Source organism: Shewanella mesophila (assembly GCF_019457515.1).
Classification (GTDB): domain Bacteria; phylum Pseudomonadota; class Gammaproteobacteria; order Enterobacterales; family Shewanellaceae; genus Shewanella; species Shewanella mesophila.
Genome location: NZ_CP080421.1, coordinates 2,875,901 through 2,893,622, shown reverse-complemented (window position 1 = coordinate 2,893,622; position 17,722 = coordinate 2,875,901). Strand labels below are relative to the sequence as shown.

At 45.5% G+C, this 17,722-nt stretch carries 9 protein-coding genes; 5 read left to right on the top strand and 4 right to left on the bottom strand.

Annotated features, from left to right (window positions below):
- Positions 1-114: 114 nt before the first annotated feature.
- Complete coding sequence (gene tadA, locus K0I73_RS12785; RefSeq protein WP_220061477.1) at positions 115-624, top strand: tRNA adenosine(34) deaminase TadA; 510 nt, start codon at positions 115-117, stop codon at positions 622-624.
- A gap of 205 nt (positions 625-829) precedes the next feature.
- Here tadA and mltF read toward each other — a convergent pair whose 3' ends face one another.
- Positions 830-2,263 (bottom strand): membrane-bound lytic murein transglycosylase MltF, encoded by a 1,434-nt coding sequence (gene mltF / locus K0I73_RS12780; protein ID WP_220061476.1) that lies wholly within the window; start codon positions 2,261-2,263, stop codon positions 830-832.
- Between the two features lie 323 nt (positions 2,264-2,586).
- Here mltF and purL point away from each other — a divergent pair, with 323 nt between their 5' ends.
- The 4 genes from purL to cydX all read left to right on the top strand — a co-directional run bounded on the left by purL (position 2,587) and on the right by cydX (position 10,555).
- Complete coding sequence (gene purL, locus K0I73_RS12775) at positions 2,587-6,468, top strand: phosphoribosylformylglycinamidine synthase (protein ID WP_220064376.1); 3,882 nt, start codon at positions 2,587-2,589, stop codon at positions 6,466-6,468.
- Positions 6,469-7,708: 1,240 nt separating this feature from the next.
- Positions 7,709-9,265, top strand: a complete 1,557-nt coding sequence (locus tag K0I73_RS12770; protein WP_220061475.1) for a cytochrome ubiquinol oxidase subunit I — start codon at positions 7,709-7,711, stop codon at positions 9,263-9,265.
- A gap of 15 nt (positions 9,266-9,280) precedes the next feature.
- Complete coding sequence (gene cydB / locus K0I73_RS12765) at positions 9,281-10,420, top strand: cytochrome d ubiquinol oxidase subunit II (RefSeq protein WP_220061474.1); 1,140 nt, start codon at positions 9,281-9,283, stop codon at positions 10,418-10,420.
- 15 nt (positions 10,421-10,435) lie between these two features.
- Positions 10,436-10,555: a cytochrome bd-I oxidase subunit CydX gene (gene cydX, locus K0I73_RS12760; protein WP_220061473.1), complete on the top strand. Its 120-nt coding sequence runs from the start codon at positions 10,436-10,438 to the stop codon at positions 10,553-10,555.
- A gap of 148 nt (positions 10,556-10,703) precedes the next feature.
- On the opposite strand, the gene K0I73_RS12755 is transcribed toward cydX, so the two are convergent.
- The 3 genes from K0I73_RS12755 to K0I73_RS12745 all read right to left on the bottom strand — a co-directional run bounded on the left by K0I73_RS12755 (position 10,704) and on the right by K0I73_RS12745 (position 17,721).
- Positions 10,704-11,918 carry an OprO/OprP family phosphate-selective porin gene (locus K0I73_RS12755; RefSeq protein ID WP_220064375.1) on the bottom strand — a complete coding sequence of 405 codons (1,215 nt, stop codon included), beginning with the start codon at positions 11,916-11,918 and terminating at the stop codon, positions 10,704-10,706.
- Positions 11,919-12,433: 515 nt separating this feature from the next.
- Entirely contained in the window at positions 12,434-14,437 is a 2,004-nt protein-coding gene (locus tag K0I73_RS12750) for a methyl-accepting chemotaxis protein (RefSeq protein WP_220061472.1), read from the bottom strand.
- A gap of 209 nt (positions 14,438-14,646) precedes the next feature.
- Entirely contained in the window at positions 14,647-17,721 is a 3,075-nt protein-coding gene (locus K0I73_RS12745) for an efflux RND transporter permease subunit (protein ID WP_220064374.1), read from the bottom strand.
- Between the last annotated feature and the right edge of the window lies 1 nt (position 17,722).

Genomic DNA, 17,722 nt, shown 5'->3' with positions numbered 1-17,722 from the left:
ATTGAGTGTAACGAGTTGTCCTAGCTTTGCTTTGAGTTTGGTCCGAGTTTGGTCCGAGTTTGGTTTTAGTCTGTTCTGGCAACCAGTGTTGTCGTCATAGATGGAGAGAGTGATTTGTCTCAAGAAGAGAGAGATATCTATTTTATGCGCCAAGCGATAGCATTGGCGGCAAAGGCAGAAGAAGCGGGTGAAGTTCCTGTTGGCGCCGTACTGGTTAAAGATGATCAAATTATTGCCGAAGGTTTTAATCTTAATATCTGTCAGCATGATGCGAGTGCCCATGCTGAGATGAACTGTATTCGAACAGCAGGTCAGGCATTAACCAATTATCGCCTACTCGATACCACCATTTATGTCACGTTAGAGCCATGCGCTATGTGCGCTGGCGCTATGGTGCACGCTCGAATAGGGCGTTTGGTTTATGGCGCTGCCGATCAAAAAACCGGCGCCGCAGGGAGTGTGTTAGATCTGGTGCGCTTTGGTGGTTTTAATCATCAACTGGAGGTGACCAGCGGCGTATTAGCACTGGAGTGTGGCGAACAGTTAAGTGCATTTTTTCGCCGACGTCGACGTGAGAAAAAAGCGTTAAAAATGACTGAGAAACAGCAAGGGCTCGATAATTAAGCCCTTGGTTGATTGTGGTTTATGAGAATGTTTCGTTGGCAGATTGTTTGATAAAAGTGAAAAAATGCTTCTGTCGGTTCATTGTTTGTTGGTGGCGTACTTTTATCTGAGTTCTGCGCCTTGAAGATAAATTACTGAGTGTTCTTTTTTTCATATTCACGCTCCTTAAGTTTTGGCAGCCATCCCTTTACGCTGCAATGCTCTTTTATTGAGGCGCCGCGCCAACAAGCTGGTCATCCTCTTTTTTCTCAGCGGTCTGCTGAGTGTCATCCATCAAATCGTGTTGTAATTCTTGGTTCTGATTATCAATCCACACCAATGTATCATAGTAGCGTCTAATGTTATCGACATAATGTACCGCTTCGCTACCTCTGGCATAACCATAACGCGTCTGCTTATAGTATTTTCGTTTTTGTAATAAGGGAAGCACCTGTTTGAGATCCCGCCATGCACTGGGATCGAGTCCCATAGATTGCGCCAACTTACGCGCATCTTCAACATGGCCGTAGCCGATGTTATAAGAGGCTAGGGCAAACCACATTCGTTGATTTTCCGGAATGGATTCGGGTAGTCGCGTTAAAATATCGTTAAGATATTTAGCGCCGCCTCTGATGCTCTGTACTGGATCGAGACGATTGCTAATGCCCATTTGTTTAGCGGTGGGGAGCGTTAGCATCATCAAACCACGAACTCCCGTAGGTGAGCGAGCGTTGGGGTTCCAATGTGACTCTTGATATGCGGTCGCCGCGAGTTTTCTCCAATCGAGATCGCCCGCATATTGTTGAAATTGATCTCGATACTTAGGTAACTTGCTATCGATAGCGCGCAGAAATGCGCGGGTGTCCACGTAGTCGAATCGTTTAACGTGAGCAAAATATTTTTCGTTCAAATGGGCGAGGGTACCGATCCGCTTTTGCTCATGCCAAAAGCTTAACAATTCGCTCATGAGGCGATCGCTATTGTTGGCGGGTAGTAGCCAGACAATGGCTTGATCTTCACGCAAAACGGGTCCAGCTCTGAGCTCTGGCATATAACGGCGATTGATCTCAAACGTTGTCGAATCGGCCAAGGTGTAGCTGATTTCGTCGCGAGCGATCATGGCTAATAGCTCTTCACTGTCTTTATCGCTCTGCTGATCCCAAACCAGTTCGGGATACATCTTTTGTAGATTGGCTAAGGTTTCAATAAACGAGGAATCGGCGATAACGGTAACGTTGTCATCGAGCTGGCTGATATCGGTTGGATACTTGGCGCCTTGTTTATATACCAACACTTGATTGACATAATAGAGCGGTGGGCCTAATCGGAATTGTTCGCGCCGATTGTTAGTATCGGCAAGTCCTGCTGCAATGAGATCAATCTCGCCTTGTTTCAGGGCTTGGTAAAGTTCATTAATATTGGCGTAGGCCCGCATATTGAGGTCTAGTCCCAAGTGCTGCGCAAATCGATCCGCCATCTCGTAGTCAAACCCTGCCAAACCTTGTCCGGTTGTGACATAGATTTGTGCCCCGTATAGGGTACCTACATTTAATTCGGTTTTAGGTTTAACAATGGGCGAGACTTTTGTTGCTTCCACAGCCGCTTGCTGACAGGCAGTCAGTAATATCAAGCAGCTAAGGATAAACAACATTTTTTTCATTAAAGCTCTATTTTTTATCTGTTTTTTTAAGGCAGTCGACAATTATATCACAAGGGGATTAAAACGGGATAACGCTTGAGCATCAATGCTTGTGTTATTGAGATCATGGTAGGGTTTTGCCCATCACTATGCCTTAATTATGGAGCAATTTTTGTCGTCTGCGTCAGTTTCTTTATCACACAAAGCTGTTTTCTGTTTATGGTGATAATAAATATCGGGAAACTTTGTTTTGAGGCGACTCTACGGATGATTTGTGTATGACATTTCCCTATAATAGCGCCAGATCTGACCCTGCAATTATAAATATAAGGTGAATAGACGTGATGGAGATCATCCGCGGAGCCCCTGCACTATCAGCATTTAGAGTTCAAAAGTTGATGGAAGCCTGTGAAAACGCAGCACTTCCTATAACAGATATCTATGCTGAATTTGTTCATTTAGCCGATTTAACTGATGCTTTAGCTGTTAGTGAGACCGAACAACTAGCGAAATTGTTAACCTATGGACCAGCTATCGAAGCACATGCTCCAGAAGGCACACTGTATTTTGTCACTCCTCGCCCTGGAACCATCTCTCCATGGTCATCCAAAGCCACCGATATTGCCCACAATTGTGGACTGAATAAAGTTAAGCGTTTAGAGCGTGGTATTGCCTACTATGTACAAGGTGAGCCGTTAAACGATGAACAGCAAAAACAGCTAGCAGGCTTGCTGCATGATCGCATGGTTGAAGTTATCTTAGCCGAGTTTGAACAGGCTATCGCACTGTTTACCCGTACCGATCCAGCTAAAGTCACTAGTGTGAACATTCTTGGTGAAGGTAAGCGCGCCCTAGAGTTAGCCAACCTTGAGTTAGGCCTTGCCTTAGCTGCCGACGAGATTGATTATTTAGTCGAGAACTTTGTCCGTCTTAATCGTAATCCCAATGACGTTGAACTCATGATGTTTGCTCAGGCCAACTCAGAACATTGCCGTCATAAAATCTTTAATGCCGATTGGACTATCGACGGTGAGGTTCAACCTAAATCATTGTTTAAAATGATTAAGAACACCTTCGAAAAGACCCCAGATCACGTATTGTCTGCCTATAAAGATAATGCCGCCGTGATGGAAGGTTCTGTTGCAGGGCGGTTTTTCCCAGAAAAAAGTGGGGTGTATGCCTACCATACCGAACCTATGCATATCTTGATGAAGGTTGAAACCCATAACCACCCGACAGCGATTAGTCCCTATCCAGGTGCTGCTACCGGTTCTGGTGGTGAGATCCGTGATGAAGGCGCTACAGGTCGCGGTTCTAAGCCTAAAGCGGGTTTAACTGGGTTTAGTGTCTCTAACCTTAAAATTCCAGGCTTTGTTCAGCCTTGGGAAGGAGATTACGGTAAACCTGAGCGTATCGTAAACGCCCTCGATATTATGACCGAAGGCCCACTAGGTGGCGCGGCATTTAATAATGAGTTTGGACGCCCTGCGCTAGTCGGTTATTTCCGTACTTATGAGCAAGAAGTGGCGAGCCACAACGGTGTAGAAGTTCGTGGTTACCATAAGCCGATCATGCTTGCTGGTGGTTTAGGAAATATCCGCGAAGAACATGTTCAAAAAGGTGAGATCACCGTTGGCGCTAAGCTCATTGTGCTTGGTGGACCTGCAATGAATATTGGTCTTGGTGGTGGCGCTGCTTCATCAATGGCTTCGGGTCAGTCTAGCGAAGATTTAGACTTTGCTTCGGTTCAGCGTGAAAACCCTGAAATGGAACGTCGTTGCCAAGAGGTTATCGATCGCTGCTGGCAGATGGGTGAAGACAACCCAATCCAATTTATTCACGACGTGGGCGCGGGTGGTTTATCGAATGCGTTTCCTGAACTCGTTAATGATGGCGAGCGTGGCGGCAGGTTTGAGCTACGTAACGTGCCGTCTGACGAGCCAGGCATGAGCCCATTAGAGATCTGGTGTAATGAGTCACAAGAGCGTTATGTGATGTCGGTTGCGCCAGAAAATCTTGAGATTTTCACTAAGATCTGTGAACGCGAACGTGCCCCGTTTGCGGTAGTGGGTGAAGCGACTGAAGAGCGTCATCTTTCTTTGTCTGATACCCATTTTGACAATAAACCTATCGATCTGCCGCTTGAAGTGCTGTTAGGTAAAGCGCCTAAGATGAGCCGAGATGTGATCTCTAAAAAAGCACAATCTCCAGCGTTAAAGCAAGAGGGTATCGAGTTACAAGAAGCGGTGCGCCGCGTGCTACGTTTACCTACAGTGGCAGAAAAAACCTTCCTTATCACCATTGGTGATCGCAGTGTAACCGGTCTGGTTAATCGCGATCAGATGGTGGGCCCTTGGCAGGTGCCCGTTGCCGATTGTGCTGTAACCGCATCAAGTTTTGATACTTATTCCGGTGAGGCAATGTCATTGGGTGAGCGTACACCGTTGGCATTATTAGATTTTGGTGCATCGGCTCGTATGGCGGTTGCTGAATCTATTATGAATATCGCCGGAACCGATATCGGTTCATTTAAACGTATTAAGTTATCGGCTAACTGGATGTCGGCCGCAGGTCACCCTGGCGAAGACGCCGGTCTTTATGAAGCGGTTAAAGCCGTAGGTGAAGAGTTGTGTCCCGAGCTTGAACTGACCATTCCTGTCGGTAAAGACTCGATGTCGATGAAGACAGCATGGCAAGACAATGGCGTTGATAAGACTGTAACCTCGCCAATGTCATTGGTGATCACAGCCTTTGGTGTGGTGCAAGATATCCGTAACACAGTGACGCCAGAGCTGAGAAGCGATAAGGGTGAAACTGAGTTATTGCTGGTTGACCTAAGCCGTGGTAACAATCGTCTTGGTGGCTCTTGTCTAGCACAGGTATATAGTCAGCTAGGTGATAGCGCGCCAGATCTTGATGATCCAGCGCTGCTTCGCGGTTTCTTTGACGTGACCCAAAAACTAGTGGCTGAGCAATCGGTTATCGCCTATCACGATCGCAGTGACGGTGGCCTATTGACTACCTTAGTTGAGATGGCATTTGCAGGCAATACCGGCCTTAACGTCAATATCGGCGCGCTTAGTGGTAGTTATTTAGAGCGTCTATTTAACGAAGAGCTTGGCGCCGTGATCCAAGTGAGTGCGGCCGATGCAGGTGCGATAAAAGCGCAATATCAAGCTGCAGGCGTTGCCTGTTATAGTATCGCCAAACCTGTTGCTGGTGACACTATTAGCATCACAGATGGTGATACTGAGGTTTTGGTCGAGTCGCGTACCGAACTTAGAACTATCTGGGGTGAAACCACTTACCGTATGCAGGCAATGCGTGACAACCCTGAGTGTGCACTCGAAGAGTTTACACTTAAGCAAGTTGCCGATGCGCCAGGCCTGACTGTGGATTTGAAGTTTGATCCAAGCGAAGATGTTGCCGCGCCTTATATTCTTAAGGGCGCCGCACCTAAGATGGCCATTTTGCGTGAGCAAGGTGTTAACTCTCATCTAGAGATGGCCGCCGCATTTGACAGAGCTGGTTTTGAAAGCCGTGACGTTCATATGTCGGATATCCTTTCGGGTCGTATTAGCCTAGAAGAGTTCCAAGGTTTAGCGGCTTGTGGTGGTTTTTCTTATGGTGACGTACTGGGCGCGGGTGAAGGTTGGGCTAAATCGATTCTGTTTAATGCCCGTGCTCGTGAGCAGTTTAGCCGCTTCTTTGAGCGTCAAGACAGCTTTGCGCTCGGTGTGTGTAACGGTTGTCAGATGCTATCGAACTTAAAAGATATCATCCCTGGCACTGAACACTGGCCGCACTTTGTGCGTAACCGCTCCGAGCGTTTTGAAGCACGTTTCAGTTTGGTTGAAGTACAAAAGAGTCCATCGCTATTTTTCGAAGGCATGGAAGGCTCACGTATGCCAATCGCTGTCTCTCATGGTGAAGGGCGTGCGGAGTTTGCTTCTCCAGAGGCGTTGCTTGCAGCCGAAGCCTCTGGCACTGTCGCACTGCGTTTTGTCGATGGTCATGGCAATATTGCAACTCAGTATCCAGAAAACCCTAATGGCTCACCTAATGCACTCACGGGGATCTGTAACAGCGATGGCCGCGTGACTATCATGATGCCACATCCTGAACGTGTATTTAGAACCGTTGCTAATTCTTGGCATCCAGACGAGTGGGGTGAAGATAGCCCTTGGATGAGGATGTTTAGAAATGTCAGGGCTAAATTAGGTTAATATTAATTTACTCTTTTAAGAGTGAAAAAGGGCTTCGAAAATTCGAAGCCCTTTTTTTATACCTCTAAATAGGTAATTTAAAAACCTGCAGATACATAAGGTTAGTGAACTATTTTTATATCAAGGTACGCTAAACCACTCTATAAACTAGCTAATGGCGCTATTTTTCGTATATCCCCATAAACTGACACTTTATCATCATGAACTCTTTTGCTGGAATATTTCGAGTATTTTAATTAGTAAGTGCTAAACTAATGTCGGACTGTATCTATTTTCTGAATCAAAAGAAAAAAGCCCCTGTTTCCATTGGGAAACAAGGGCTGTTTTGCGCTAACAAAACTTCAAGTAAATTTGGTGTTTAAAAGCAGTTTACAGCTCTCTAGCGGTATACAGTTCAACAAAAGTACGCTTGTAACGGTTAACTAGACGTTCGAATAATTTGGTCATTTTACTATCTCCACACAGTGATTGATGATGTAAGCGGAGGTGGACTTTGCCGGGCTACTTCACCGGGTTGGTCAGCCGTCTCCTTAACACACGGCATATATTAATAATGAACAGGTATCCAAGCAAACGATTAAAATTGATATGTTGGATTAGTTTAAATAATCGAGTATATAGATTTCTATGTGGTTTTTTGGCGTTTAACTGTTTTTATGTGTTGTTTTTAATGGTTTTTTTTGTTTAAGTGTGTGATGTTTTTTGTTTAGTATTTTTAACTATATATTTGTTATATTTTGTTAAATACCTACTTAAGGCTGATATTGGCTAAAAATGTATTAAATAGTATTTTTTTAGGTTGAAAGTGTTTTTTCTACCACAATGTTTACACTTTGGCAATGGTGCTAGCGGGTGAAGTGTGTGGTTGTCCGCAAAACCCGTTATCCGTGCTTTGATTGATTGATTTGCATCAATTTGGAGTGGTATAAAATAGCTATGGCATGCTTGCTGTGTCGTTATGTAAGTTTCTGATAAAAAACATTTAAATTGATATTTTTGGCGGCAACGGTGTGACGTGTGTTGCAAAAGTAATCGCTTTTGCGATCTAGCTCGCGAGTATTGTCGTAAACAGGTTATTTGAGGCGCTGTATAACTCAAATTAACTGAAATGTAATTTTTTGGCGGTTTGTAAGTCCTTCTGTTTACAAATCACTTTTGATAATAAAATTCCTAACTAGGCATTTTTTTGGTTGATGGGGATCTAACCAAAAAGATGATCGCACCACCTAAGGAGTCACTGATGATTGTTGAAGAGGTTGTAGAGCTCTCGCGTTTGCAGTTTGCGCTGACGGCTATGTATCACTTCCTATTTGTTCCCTTGACCTTGGGGTTAGCATTCTTGCTAGCCATTATGGAATCACTTTATGTGATGACCAATAAGCAGATCTACAAAGATATGACCAAGTTCTGGGGTAAGTTGTTTGGTATTAACTTCGCCCTTGGTGTTACCACAGGTCTGGCGATGGAGTTCCAGTTCGGAACCAACTGGTCTTATTACTCACACTATGTAGGGGATATTTTTGGCGCCCCACTCGCTATCGAAGGTTTGATGGCCTTCTTCCTTGAATCGACGCTCGTCGGTATGTTCTTCTTCGGCTGGGATCGCTTTAGTAAGCGTCAGCATTTAGCGGTAACATGGCTGGTGGCCATTGGTTCGAATATGTCTGCACTGTGGATCTTGGTTGCAAACGGTTGGATGCAGAACCCTGTGGGTTCAGTATTTAATTACGAAACCATGCGCATGGAGATGACAAGCTTCGCAGAGGTGATATTTAACCCTGTCGCCCAGGTGAAATTCGTTCACACCGTCGCATCAGGTTATGTTGCGGGCGCGATGTTTGTGTTAGCCATTAGTGCTTACTATATTCTGAAGAAACGTGATTTACCTTTTGCTCGTCGCTCGTTTGCGATTGCAGCAAGTTTTGGTATGGCTTCTATCCTATCTGTCATCGTGCTTGGTGATGAGTCAGGTTATAAGGTTGGTGAAGCGCAGCGCGTTAAATTAGCCGCGATTGAAGCTGAATGGCACACTGAGCCTGCACCAGCTGCATTTACTGCGGTAGGTTTCCCAAATCAAGAAACCATGCATACCGATTATGCTATTAAGATCCCGTATGCGATGGGTATTATTGCCACTCGTTCACTCGATGAAGAAGTGACAGGTATTCGTGATTTGATTGTTGAACACGAAGAGCGTATTCGCAACGGGATGAAAGCCTATGCTATGTTGACCGAGCTTCGTGCGGGTAATGAAACACCGGCGCTTCGTGCAGCATTTGAAGAGGCCAAAGTCGACCTAGGTTATGGCTTATTGCTTAAGCGTTATACCGATAAGGTTGTTGATGCGACTGAAGATCAGATTAAGGCTGCGGCTAAAGATTCTATTCCATCGGTTGCCCCAATATTCTGGAGCTTCCGTGTGATGGTGGGTCTTGGTGTGATTATGTTGCTGGTATTTGCTGCCGCATTCTGGCAAAGCACACGCCATCAAATCGAGGAGAAACCTTGGGTACTTAGAGCGGCGTTATATAGTTTACCGTTGCCTTGGATTGCTATCGAGTGTGGTTGGTTTGTGGCTGAGTATGGCCGTCAACCTTGGACCATCTCTGAAGTGTTGCCAACGTTTATGTCTGCATCGAGTTTAACGGTTGGCGATCTTTGGTTCAGTATCATCTCTATCTCTCTGTTCTATACAGTGTTCTTAGTTATCGAACTGTTCTTAATGATTAAATATGCTCGCAAAGGGCCTAGCAGCCTTAAAACGGGTCGTTATCACTTTGAAAAGCTAGATGCTTAAGCCGGAGATCTGATTATGTTTGATTATGAGATATTAAGATTAATCTGGTGGGCACTGATTGGTGTGCTGTTCATCGGGTTTGCCGTTACCGACGGTTTCGACATGGGGGTTGGTGCATTGTTGCCTATTATTGGTAAGGATGACACCGAGCGCCGTATTATGATTAACACCATTGCCCCCCACTGGGATGGTAACCAGGTGTGGTTAATCACCGCTGGTGGTGCACTATTTGCTGCTTGGCCTATGGTTTACGCGGTATCCTTCTCTGGCTTTTATGTCGCTATGATGTTGGTGTTATTCGCCTTATATCTGCGTCCTATTGGTTTCGATTATCGCTCTAAGATTGAAGATCCAAGATGGCGTAAGACTTGGGACTGGGCCTTGTTTGTCGGCGGATTTGTGCCACCGCTCATCATAGGTGTGGCATTTGGTAACTTACTGCAAGGTGTTCCGTTTAACTTTGATGAGTACCTGCGTGCAACTTACCATGGTGGTCTGTTTGGTTTATTAAACCCATTTGGATTATTAGCAGGTCTTGTCTGTGTCTCTATGTTCATGATGCAAGGTGCATCTTGGTTGCAGATGAAGACAGAAGGTGAGTTACGTGTTCGCGCCGCTAAGGCCACACAAGTTTTTGCAGCGCTATTGGCAGTGCTGTTCACCTTGGCTGGCGTATGGTTAGCAAATGGTATCGACGGTTATGTGTTGACCTCGGCAATTGATACACAAGGTGCATCAAACCCAGCATTGAAAACAGTAGCGATAGAAGCAGGTGCATGGTTAGTTAACTATGATAAATATCCTGTGACTATGCTGTTCCCAATCCTAGGTATTGCCTTGCCGATTTTGGCCTTGTTGGCGAGTAAGTTTAATCGTTCAGGTTTTGCGTTCTTATTTAGCTCTCTGGCTATAGCAATGGTCATTTTGACTTGTGGTGCGGCTATGTTCCCATTTGTTATGCCATCATCACTTGAGCCTAATGTGAGCTTAACTATGTGGGATGCGACCGCAAGCGAGATGACCTTGGGCGTAATGACCGCGGCTGCAGCGATATTTGTACCTATTGTACTTAGCTACACCATTTGGACTTACTTTAAGATGTTTGGCCGTATAAGTCGCAGCTACATCGAAGACAACAAGACGTCACTTTACTAAATAGGAGCCGATAATATGTGGTATTTTGCTTGGATATTAGGCATTTTGCTAGCGTGTTCTTTTGGTATTATTAACGCCTTGTGGTTAGAAAATACTGAAAACATGGACCGAGACGCAGAGAGCAAAGAAGATTAAGTTCTTGGGGCATTTGAACACTCTCATTGAGTACGTCAGGTGCTGGTTCTATCTGTGAAATTGATTAAATCCGAGTGTCTACGCACTCGGATTTTTTCGTTTTTTGTTATCGAGGAAACAGCAAGCATTTAGCCGATGGTATTCACTATTAGAAATAGTAACCGAAGTTAATATTCAGGCGTTTGTTCGTTTCACCGTCACCGACCATAGTTCCGCCGATAAATGGCTGATTCTCTGCAACGACAAAATCGACGTAGGTGTACAGTCCGCCTGCAGTGATCGCCATGCCAGTGACATTCATGAAGGTATCGGGTTGAGTCGATGGTTTGTCGGTGATCAGTGAGTAATCATTGTAGAACGTGAGGTTGGATATTGGACCAATGTCAACGGGTAGGCTGTAGGCTACGTTAGCCACATAGGTGGTCGCTTCAGCAGGAATCGAGTCGTAGAAATGATAAGCCGCAACCACAACACGCTCGAGATCCATACCATCGACATCATATTTGTAGTCTGTGACCTGCAACTTAAAGTTCCAGCGATCATAGTTGATCACACTATGCAGCGCGGCGGCGACGTTATCACCATCGACGCCGCTTTCGATCTCTAGTTGACCGGCCTGAAGTGACACACCGAGTTCAACTTTAAGTTCATCAAATGTCAGGTTATGAGCGTAGCGACCATTGAAAGTATTAAGCTCAGCAGCAGCGTTGCCATCACTTGGTGCATCGTAGATCCCTTCTCCAGCTAACCGAATACCAACAACATCGTAGGCGTAGCGGTCGGTTCTATCAGAGACATAACCATCAAGCCCGCCTTGTTCATCATTCTTATAGAAAGCGAGATCGAGTCGATTGTTATCACCTTTATAGGTGTAGTTAAGACCTAGATCATAATCATCTTCTAAGCCTAAGTAGAAGTTGGAGCTAAAGAAATAGCTGTTTGACGCATAAGTCAAAATACCGAAGGGTACCTGAGTCACACCAATTTTACCTTGGTGTTTTTCATTGAAGTTGTAGCCAACCCAAGCATGATGAATCACGTTCATATACTCGAACCAGCGATACTGGGCTGAAAAAATAATGTCGTCGAGATTACCGTTAACATCGAGGCGAAATAAGTCGAAGTCAAAATCGCCACCACGATCCGTATTATCATCGTTGTAGTCTTCATAGGTGTACTGGAAACGAGCGGCACCGCCAAACTTAATGTCGTTGCCTTTGTCTTGCTCCACAGATTTCTTATCTGATTCCAATTGGTCGATCCGAGCTTTAAGTGCCGCGATCTCTTCATCAACTGGCGTTGCGTAGGCATTAGCGGCAAGCGCTAGCGCGATACAGGAGGCCACAAGTGTATGTCGAATCATCATTTATCCTTGTTTATTTAGTTTGAATTATGCGTCGTTGTTGCCAGAACCATCTTGCTATGATCCTGAACGTACATCTATCCGATGAATCTAGAAACTTCTGTTAGCACTGTTTTATCTGCTTTAATTGCATCAACCAATATTAGTTTACATTCCGCGTCTTAGCCGCTTTTTACCAGAGCTTACTATTTGAAATGAGAGTTTGTTGCGTGCCAGTCATTATTGAATATAGTTAGTTCTGATACTAATGATTGATAATTAGCTACAGACTGCTCATGGTTTTTTTATAGAATTTTTCGCAACTAGAGGGTTAAGTGCATATTTTGATGACGAAATTGTAACATGGGTGGTGTTTGGTTAACAGTTTTGTGAGGATAGGTTGTTCTTTTGAATAAATCCTCTGCTTCAGCATGGTTAGTGTACTTACTATTTTGGCGAGTTTTGCCGTATTATTTAAAATTAAAAAGCCGCTACTGCGGCTTTTTAACTGAGAACTGAGTTATACCAGTATAAGATCAGGACTTAAATACGCTGATTTGCTGTTTAATCTCTTGAGCGAGATCCGATAGGCTTTGGGCTGCATCGACTGTATCACCTGCACGCTGCTCACCCTCTCTTGCTAACTCGGTAATTTGATGCAGATTACGGGTGATCTCCTCGGCAACGGCACTCTGCTGTTCGGTGGCACTGGCAATACTGCTCGATGAGATCGCGAGTTCTCCAATGCGTACCGTGATTTGGTTAAGTTGTCCTGCCGCTTCCTCACCTTGGTTAGCCGACACGTTACCGAGTTGATGGCTGTGTGCCATCTGCTCAGCCGTCATTTTTATCTGTGATTGCAATTGGTTTATCGTCTGGCTGATCTCCGATATCGAGGTTTGAGTTCGCTGTGCTAGGGTTCTCACTTCATCGGCAACCACAGCAAAACCTCTCCCTTGTTCGCCTGCGCGTGCAGCTTCAATTGCCGCATTAAGCGCTAATAGATTGGTTTGTTCTGCGATGCTGTTGATCACTTCGGTGACTTGGCTAATCGCCTCGCTCTCTTTACTGACATTTTCGACACTGTCATGGCTTTCACTGAGTTGCTCACTTAGGCTGGCAAGTCCTTTAACGACCCGCTCTAATTGTTGATGACCATCGCGTGAAGCACTATCAACTTGCTGGCTCTTAGTTGCCCCTTCGCTGGCATGACTTGCGACATCGCGAATTGAGGTGGACATCTCTTCAATTGCGGTGGCGATTTGGTCCGTTTGCGCCATTAGAGATTGAGCTTCGTCACCATTGAGCCTCGCTATCTCTTGGGCACTTTGTGCCTGAGTTTCTAATGTATTAACTGAGGTTTGCAGCGCATTGATCAAGGTTCTTAGGCTGGTGGTCATCTGCTGGGCACCTATGGTAATTCTATCGACCTCGTTATCGCTGGTATCTGATACTGGGGAAAATCGTTGTGATAAGTCCCCTTCACCGAGCTTAGTCAGTTGTTCTTGTAGCTCTCTAAGGGGTCTTAAGGTTTTGAATAGCACCAAAGACAACAATAGGGTGATGACTAGCACACCAGCAAAGGCCACGATGGCATTTATAGCTAGCAGTTGAAGGCTTTCTTCATTGAGCTCTCGCATTTTGGCTTGACCGAGTAAACTCCATTCCCACCCTGGAATATTTAACGAATAGGCGTACATGGCTTCACCCTGACTATTTTGGTACTCCCATGAGCCCTCATTCAGTTTGACTTGCTCTAAGGTTAAACCATCAATTATTTCAGTGGTTAACTCATTTCCAGATGACTGATGTGGTTGGGCGATGATGCTATTGTCAATATTTCGGATGAGGGTGAAATAGCCCGACTCTTCAAGCTTTAGCTGATTCATCGATGTTTTCAGTTCCGACAGCGATTGTGAAATATCAAAGCCTATGTATAAAATGCCAATAATATCGCCCTTGGGGCCAATAATGGGGCGATAGACGGTCATGTAATCCTTACCAAATAGCTTGGCATAGCCTTCATATTCTTTGCCATTTATCAGCGCTTTATAACCAGGATGAGATTGGCCTAAATAGGTGCCTAAGGCTCGTTTACCATCGGCTTTTTTTAATGAGGTTGAGATCCGAATAAAATCATCACCCTCGCGTACAAATACGGTTGCTGTGCCACCGGTGAGATTGGAATAACGATCGACCTTACTTTTTGAGGCGTTTATTTGCTCCTTTTCATGCACTAATGCTGGCGTGGCCTTACCTAGGACTTTAACGGTTTTATCGGGTTTAAAAAACTGTCCCGGATACATTTCACGTAATATATCGGCGTTACGTCGTGCCAGTGATAGCAGGCTGCTATATTGAAGTTCAATGAGATCTGCTGTGCTATGCATTTGCGCTCTCATTGCGTCCATGCCTTTATCTTTAAGCACATTTGCCGCAGTTATGTATGAGATGCTTCCGAGAATGCTAAATACAATGAGGGTGAGGGCAAAGGCGAGTACACCAATCTGTTTTGCAATTGCCCAATTCTTATAGTTCATCTCGACAATCCGTTAGTTTCAATATCGTGAGAGTAATGTAGCTGAACGGTATGAAAAAAGATTTGATGTAGGTCTATTTCAATCAAGCATTCTGAAAATTAGGGTGTTTTAGCAAAGTCTCGTTTCATTTTTCTAAAATAGTAGCTAATAAATGAGGTGAGTCACAAAGTCTGTAACTTACCTCATTGTTATAGTCGAATTGGTTGATGCTATTGCTGTATTGTCGACGTTAATCGAATTTGAGCTTGATTTTTTTTCATTACTAGCTGATACATGGTCGGCACCCATATCAGTGAAAGGAGGGTGGTGAGCAAGGTTCCACCGGCGATCGCGATAGCAAATGGTGGCCAGAATCCGCCACCAGAGATGATGAGTGGGATAAAGCCACCAATGGTGGTAATGGTAGTCGAGCCGATATGACGACCGCAACTACTCACTATTTTGACTATCTCTGCGGTGGTTTCATGTCGTTTATTGGGCATATCCTCTAGTTCGGCCAAGATAACGATTGCTGCATTAATTGCCAGCCCCATTAGCCCCAAGAGGCCTATGATCACGGTAAACCCGAAGGGGTAACCAAATAGATAGACGGCCAATAATCCAAGCCCTGCCGATTGAACCGCGCTAAGTAAAATGATGCCTGTTAGCCTAAATGAGTTAAAAGAGAGCACTACGGTCGCCAGAAGCAAAGTAACAACTAAGACGATGTTAGACAGGAGATTACCGACCGCTTCGTCGCGCTTGGCACTCTCTCCGCCCACTTCAATTTTGTATCCTGCGGGAAGCTGCAGTTTATCGATACGGATTTTGGCGTGATTGAGTACTTGTTGTGGCAACACACCACTCTCTAGATAAGCCTCGATACTATTGACCCTTTGCCCATTCCGTCTTGGAATCGCGCCTAGACTGACATCGATACGGTTAGTCGATAAAGCCGCTAACGGTATTCCTGTACCATTTTTCGAGATTAAATTGATCTCTGATAATTTGGTTTGTTGCTCTCGAGTCAGCTCTTGGGTTCGAACCCGAATAGGCAAAGATTCGGTTTGTTCCAATATGCTACCGCCATTAATACCCGTCGTTGCCATCTGGATCTGATTGGCAATTTCTGTCAGGGAGAGCCCACTCATCATGCTGGCATCTTCATTGATTTGAAACCAGACCTTAGGGGCGCCAGCGCTCAGGGTTGCCCGGGTGTGGATCACATTATCTGTGGTGATCAAGATGCGCCGGAGCTCATCACCTATCTCTCTTAGTTTGTCTAGGTTAGGTCCATAGATCCTAAATTCGACAGGGGCGTTAAACGGCGGGCCCTGCTCGAGTTTTCTCACGAGAATCTGTGCTTCAGGAAAATCGTCATCCAGGCTTTTCTGTAGCGTGGGAATAAGTCGATTAGCTGCGTCAAAGTTAGCGACTTTAACCATGGCCTGAGCATAGTTGCTCGCGCCTTGCTGCCGCTGCAGTAGGTTGTAATAAAATGAAGGCGCATTACTGCCGATCACCCAGTCTAGCCGTTGCATCTCCCCAGTTTCTCTTAGCTTAGCGTCAATACGAGTGACGACAGTGCGAGTATTCTTGATACTCGATTGTGGTGGTAAGTGGACCTCTATTTGAAACATATCTCGATCTGATGGCGGAAAAAACTGCTCGGTCATTTGGCCTGCGGCAATAAATCCGCCGATGGGCAGTATTCCGATTAGCACACCAGCAAGCAGTGGCCGCTGCAGGGCATGATTAAGGGTGAAGGTAAAAGTTCGGCTAAGTGCCGGGAAGCTTATGCCTTGTTGGTACCATTTATTCGATGCACCTTTCGAGCCGAAACGGCCTGCTAATCCGGCTATTAAGGTATGGGAGATGATATAGGAACCCAGTAGGGCAAACATTACAGATATGGCGATGCCGCCGACAAACTCTCCAGCTGCGCCTGGCATCAATACTATGGGAGCAAAAGCCAACATGGTGGTTATGGTTGAGCCAGCTAATGGTAACCATAAATGTTTGAGTGTGTCGCGAACCGCTGTGAGTCTATCGAGTCCCTGCTGGCGACGCTGAGCGATCGCATCAACAATCACAATGGCGTTGTCGACCATGATCCCAAGGGCAACAACAAGCCCAGTTACCGACATTTGATGGATCGGCAGGCCAATATACTTCATGCAAGCAAGGGTGAATAGGGCGGTAAGGGGCAGTGAAATGGAGACGATCACCGCGTTTCTAAGCCCTAGAGTGAGCATTAATACTAAAAGAATAATAATGAAGCCCAATAATAGGCTGCCAATTAAGTCACTGAGCCGTTGAGTTGTATATCCCTCTTGGTCAAATAACCATTGAACTTCGACATTGGCCGATAGCTCCGACTGCATCTGGTCAACAACTTTATGTACTCGTTGCAACCAAAGATCGACCCGAGTATTGCTCAGCATTCGCGCCGAAATCATGACGCCTTGCTGCTGTTCGATCAAGGCTATATTTCGTTCAGGCGTCTTAGGATGTCTGACGACTTCTGCCACTTCAGATAAGCGAATGATTTGACCATTGGCATCGATCTTAAGCGGTACTTGTTTAATTCGAGTGAGGGAATCTAGTTCGCCAGAGACCTCGACTAAGGCGCGAAAATTGTCGTTATTGATCTCACCAGCAGACACCTTGGTATCGGCGTTGGCAAGAATTTGAGCAATGCTGGCAGGGCTAAGACCTATCTGATTGACTCTGTTACCGTCAAGCTGAACTAGGATCTCCTCGGTCGGGGCTCCATAGAGTTTAACGAAGTCTGTACCGCTGACTAGACGCAGCTGGCTTTGTAGTTCTTTGGCATAGCGATTGATGATATCGAGCCGAGGCTCTCCAGAACCTGTCCAAACCAGTCCCAAAATGGCCGTGTTGGCGTAACCCAATTGGTCATCGAGTAGGGCGTTTTGCGCATTGGCTGGCAGGGTGTTTTTGGCGTCGTTAAGTAGATCTCGCGCTCGAGACCAGACGGGATCGGTTTCTGTGATGCTGTCTTTGAGTTCCAGCTGAATCACTGAGATCCCAGGCCGTGACGTCGATTGAGTAAGTTTGAGTTCCTCTAATCGTCTGAGTTGGTTCTCTAACACTTCGGTGACTAAGGCTTCGACGCGCTCAGCGGAGGCGCCTGGATACTGAGTAACGACAGAGGCAAATCTATTGGTGATATTAGGATCTTCCATACGAGGAAGACTGCTTATCGCCCCCAATCCAGCGACAATTAGCAGTGCAATAGCAAGGCTTGCTAGGCGTCCGTTTTCAACTAGCGATTTTATCATC

Excerpts from the sequence above, each read along its gene's own strand:
- K0I73_RS12745 (WP_220064374.1), bottom strand. The coding sequence starts at position 17,721 with ATGATAAAATCGCTAGTTGAAAACGGACGCCTAGCAAGCCTTGCTATT.
- K0I73_RS12755 (WP_220064375.1), bottom strand. The coding sequence starts at position 11,918 with ATGATTCGACATACACTTGTGGCCTCCTGTATCGCGCTAGCGCTTGCC.
- mltF (WP_220061476.1), bottom strand. The coding sequence starts at position 2,263 with ATGAAAAAAATGTTGTTTATCCTTAGCTGCTTGATATTACTGACTGCC.
- K0I73_RS12750 (WP_220061472.1), bottom strand. The coding sequence starts at position 14,437 with ATGAACTATAAGAATTGGGCAATTGCAAAACAGATTGGTGTACTCGCC.
- cydX (WP_220061473.1), top strand. The coding sequence starts at position 10,436 with ATGTGGTATTTTGCTTGGATATTAGGCATTTTGCTAGCGTGTTCTTTT.
- K0I73_RS12770 (WP_220061475.1), top strand. The coding sequence starts at position 7,709 with ATGATTGTTGAAGAGGTTGTAGAGCTCTCGCGTTTGCAGTTTGCGCTG.
- cydB (WP_220061474.1), top strand. The coding sequence starts at position 9,281 with ATGTTTGATTATGAGATATTAAGATTAATCTGGTGGGCACTGATTGGT.
- purL (WP_220064376.1), top strand. The coding sequence starts at position 2,587 with ATGGAGATCATCCGCGGAGCCCCTGCACTATCAGCATTTAGAGTTCAA.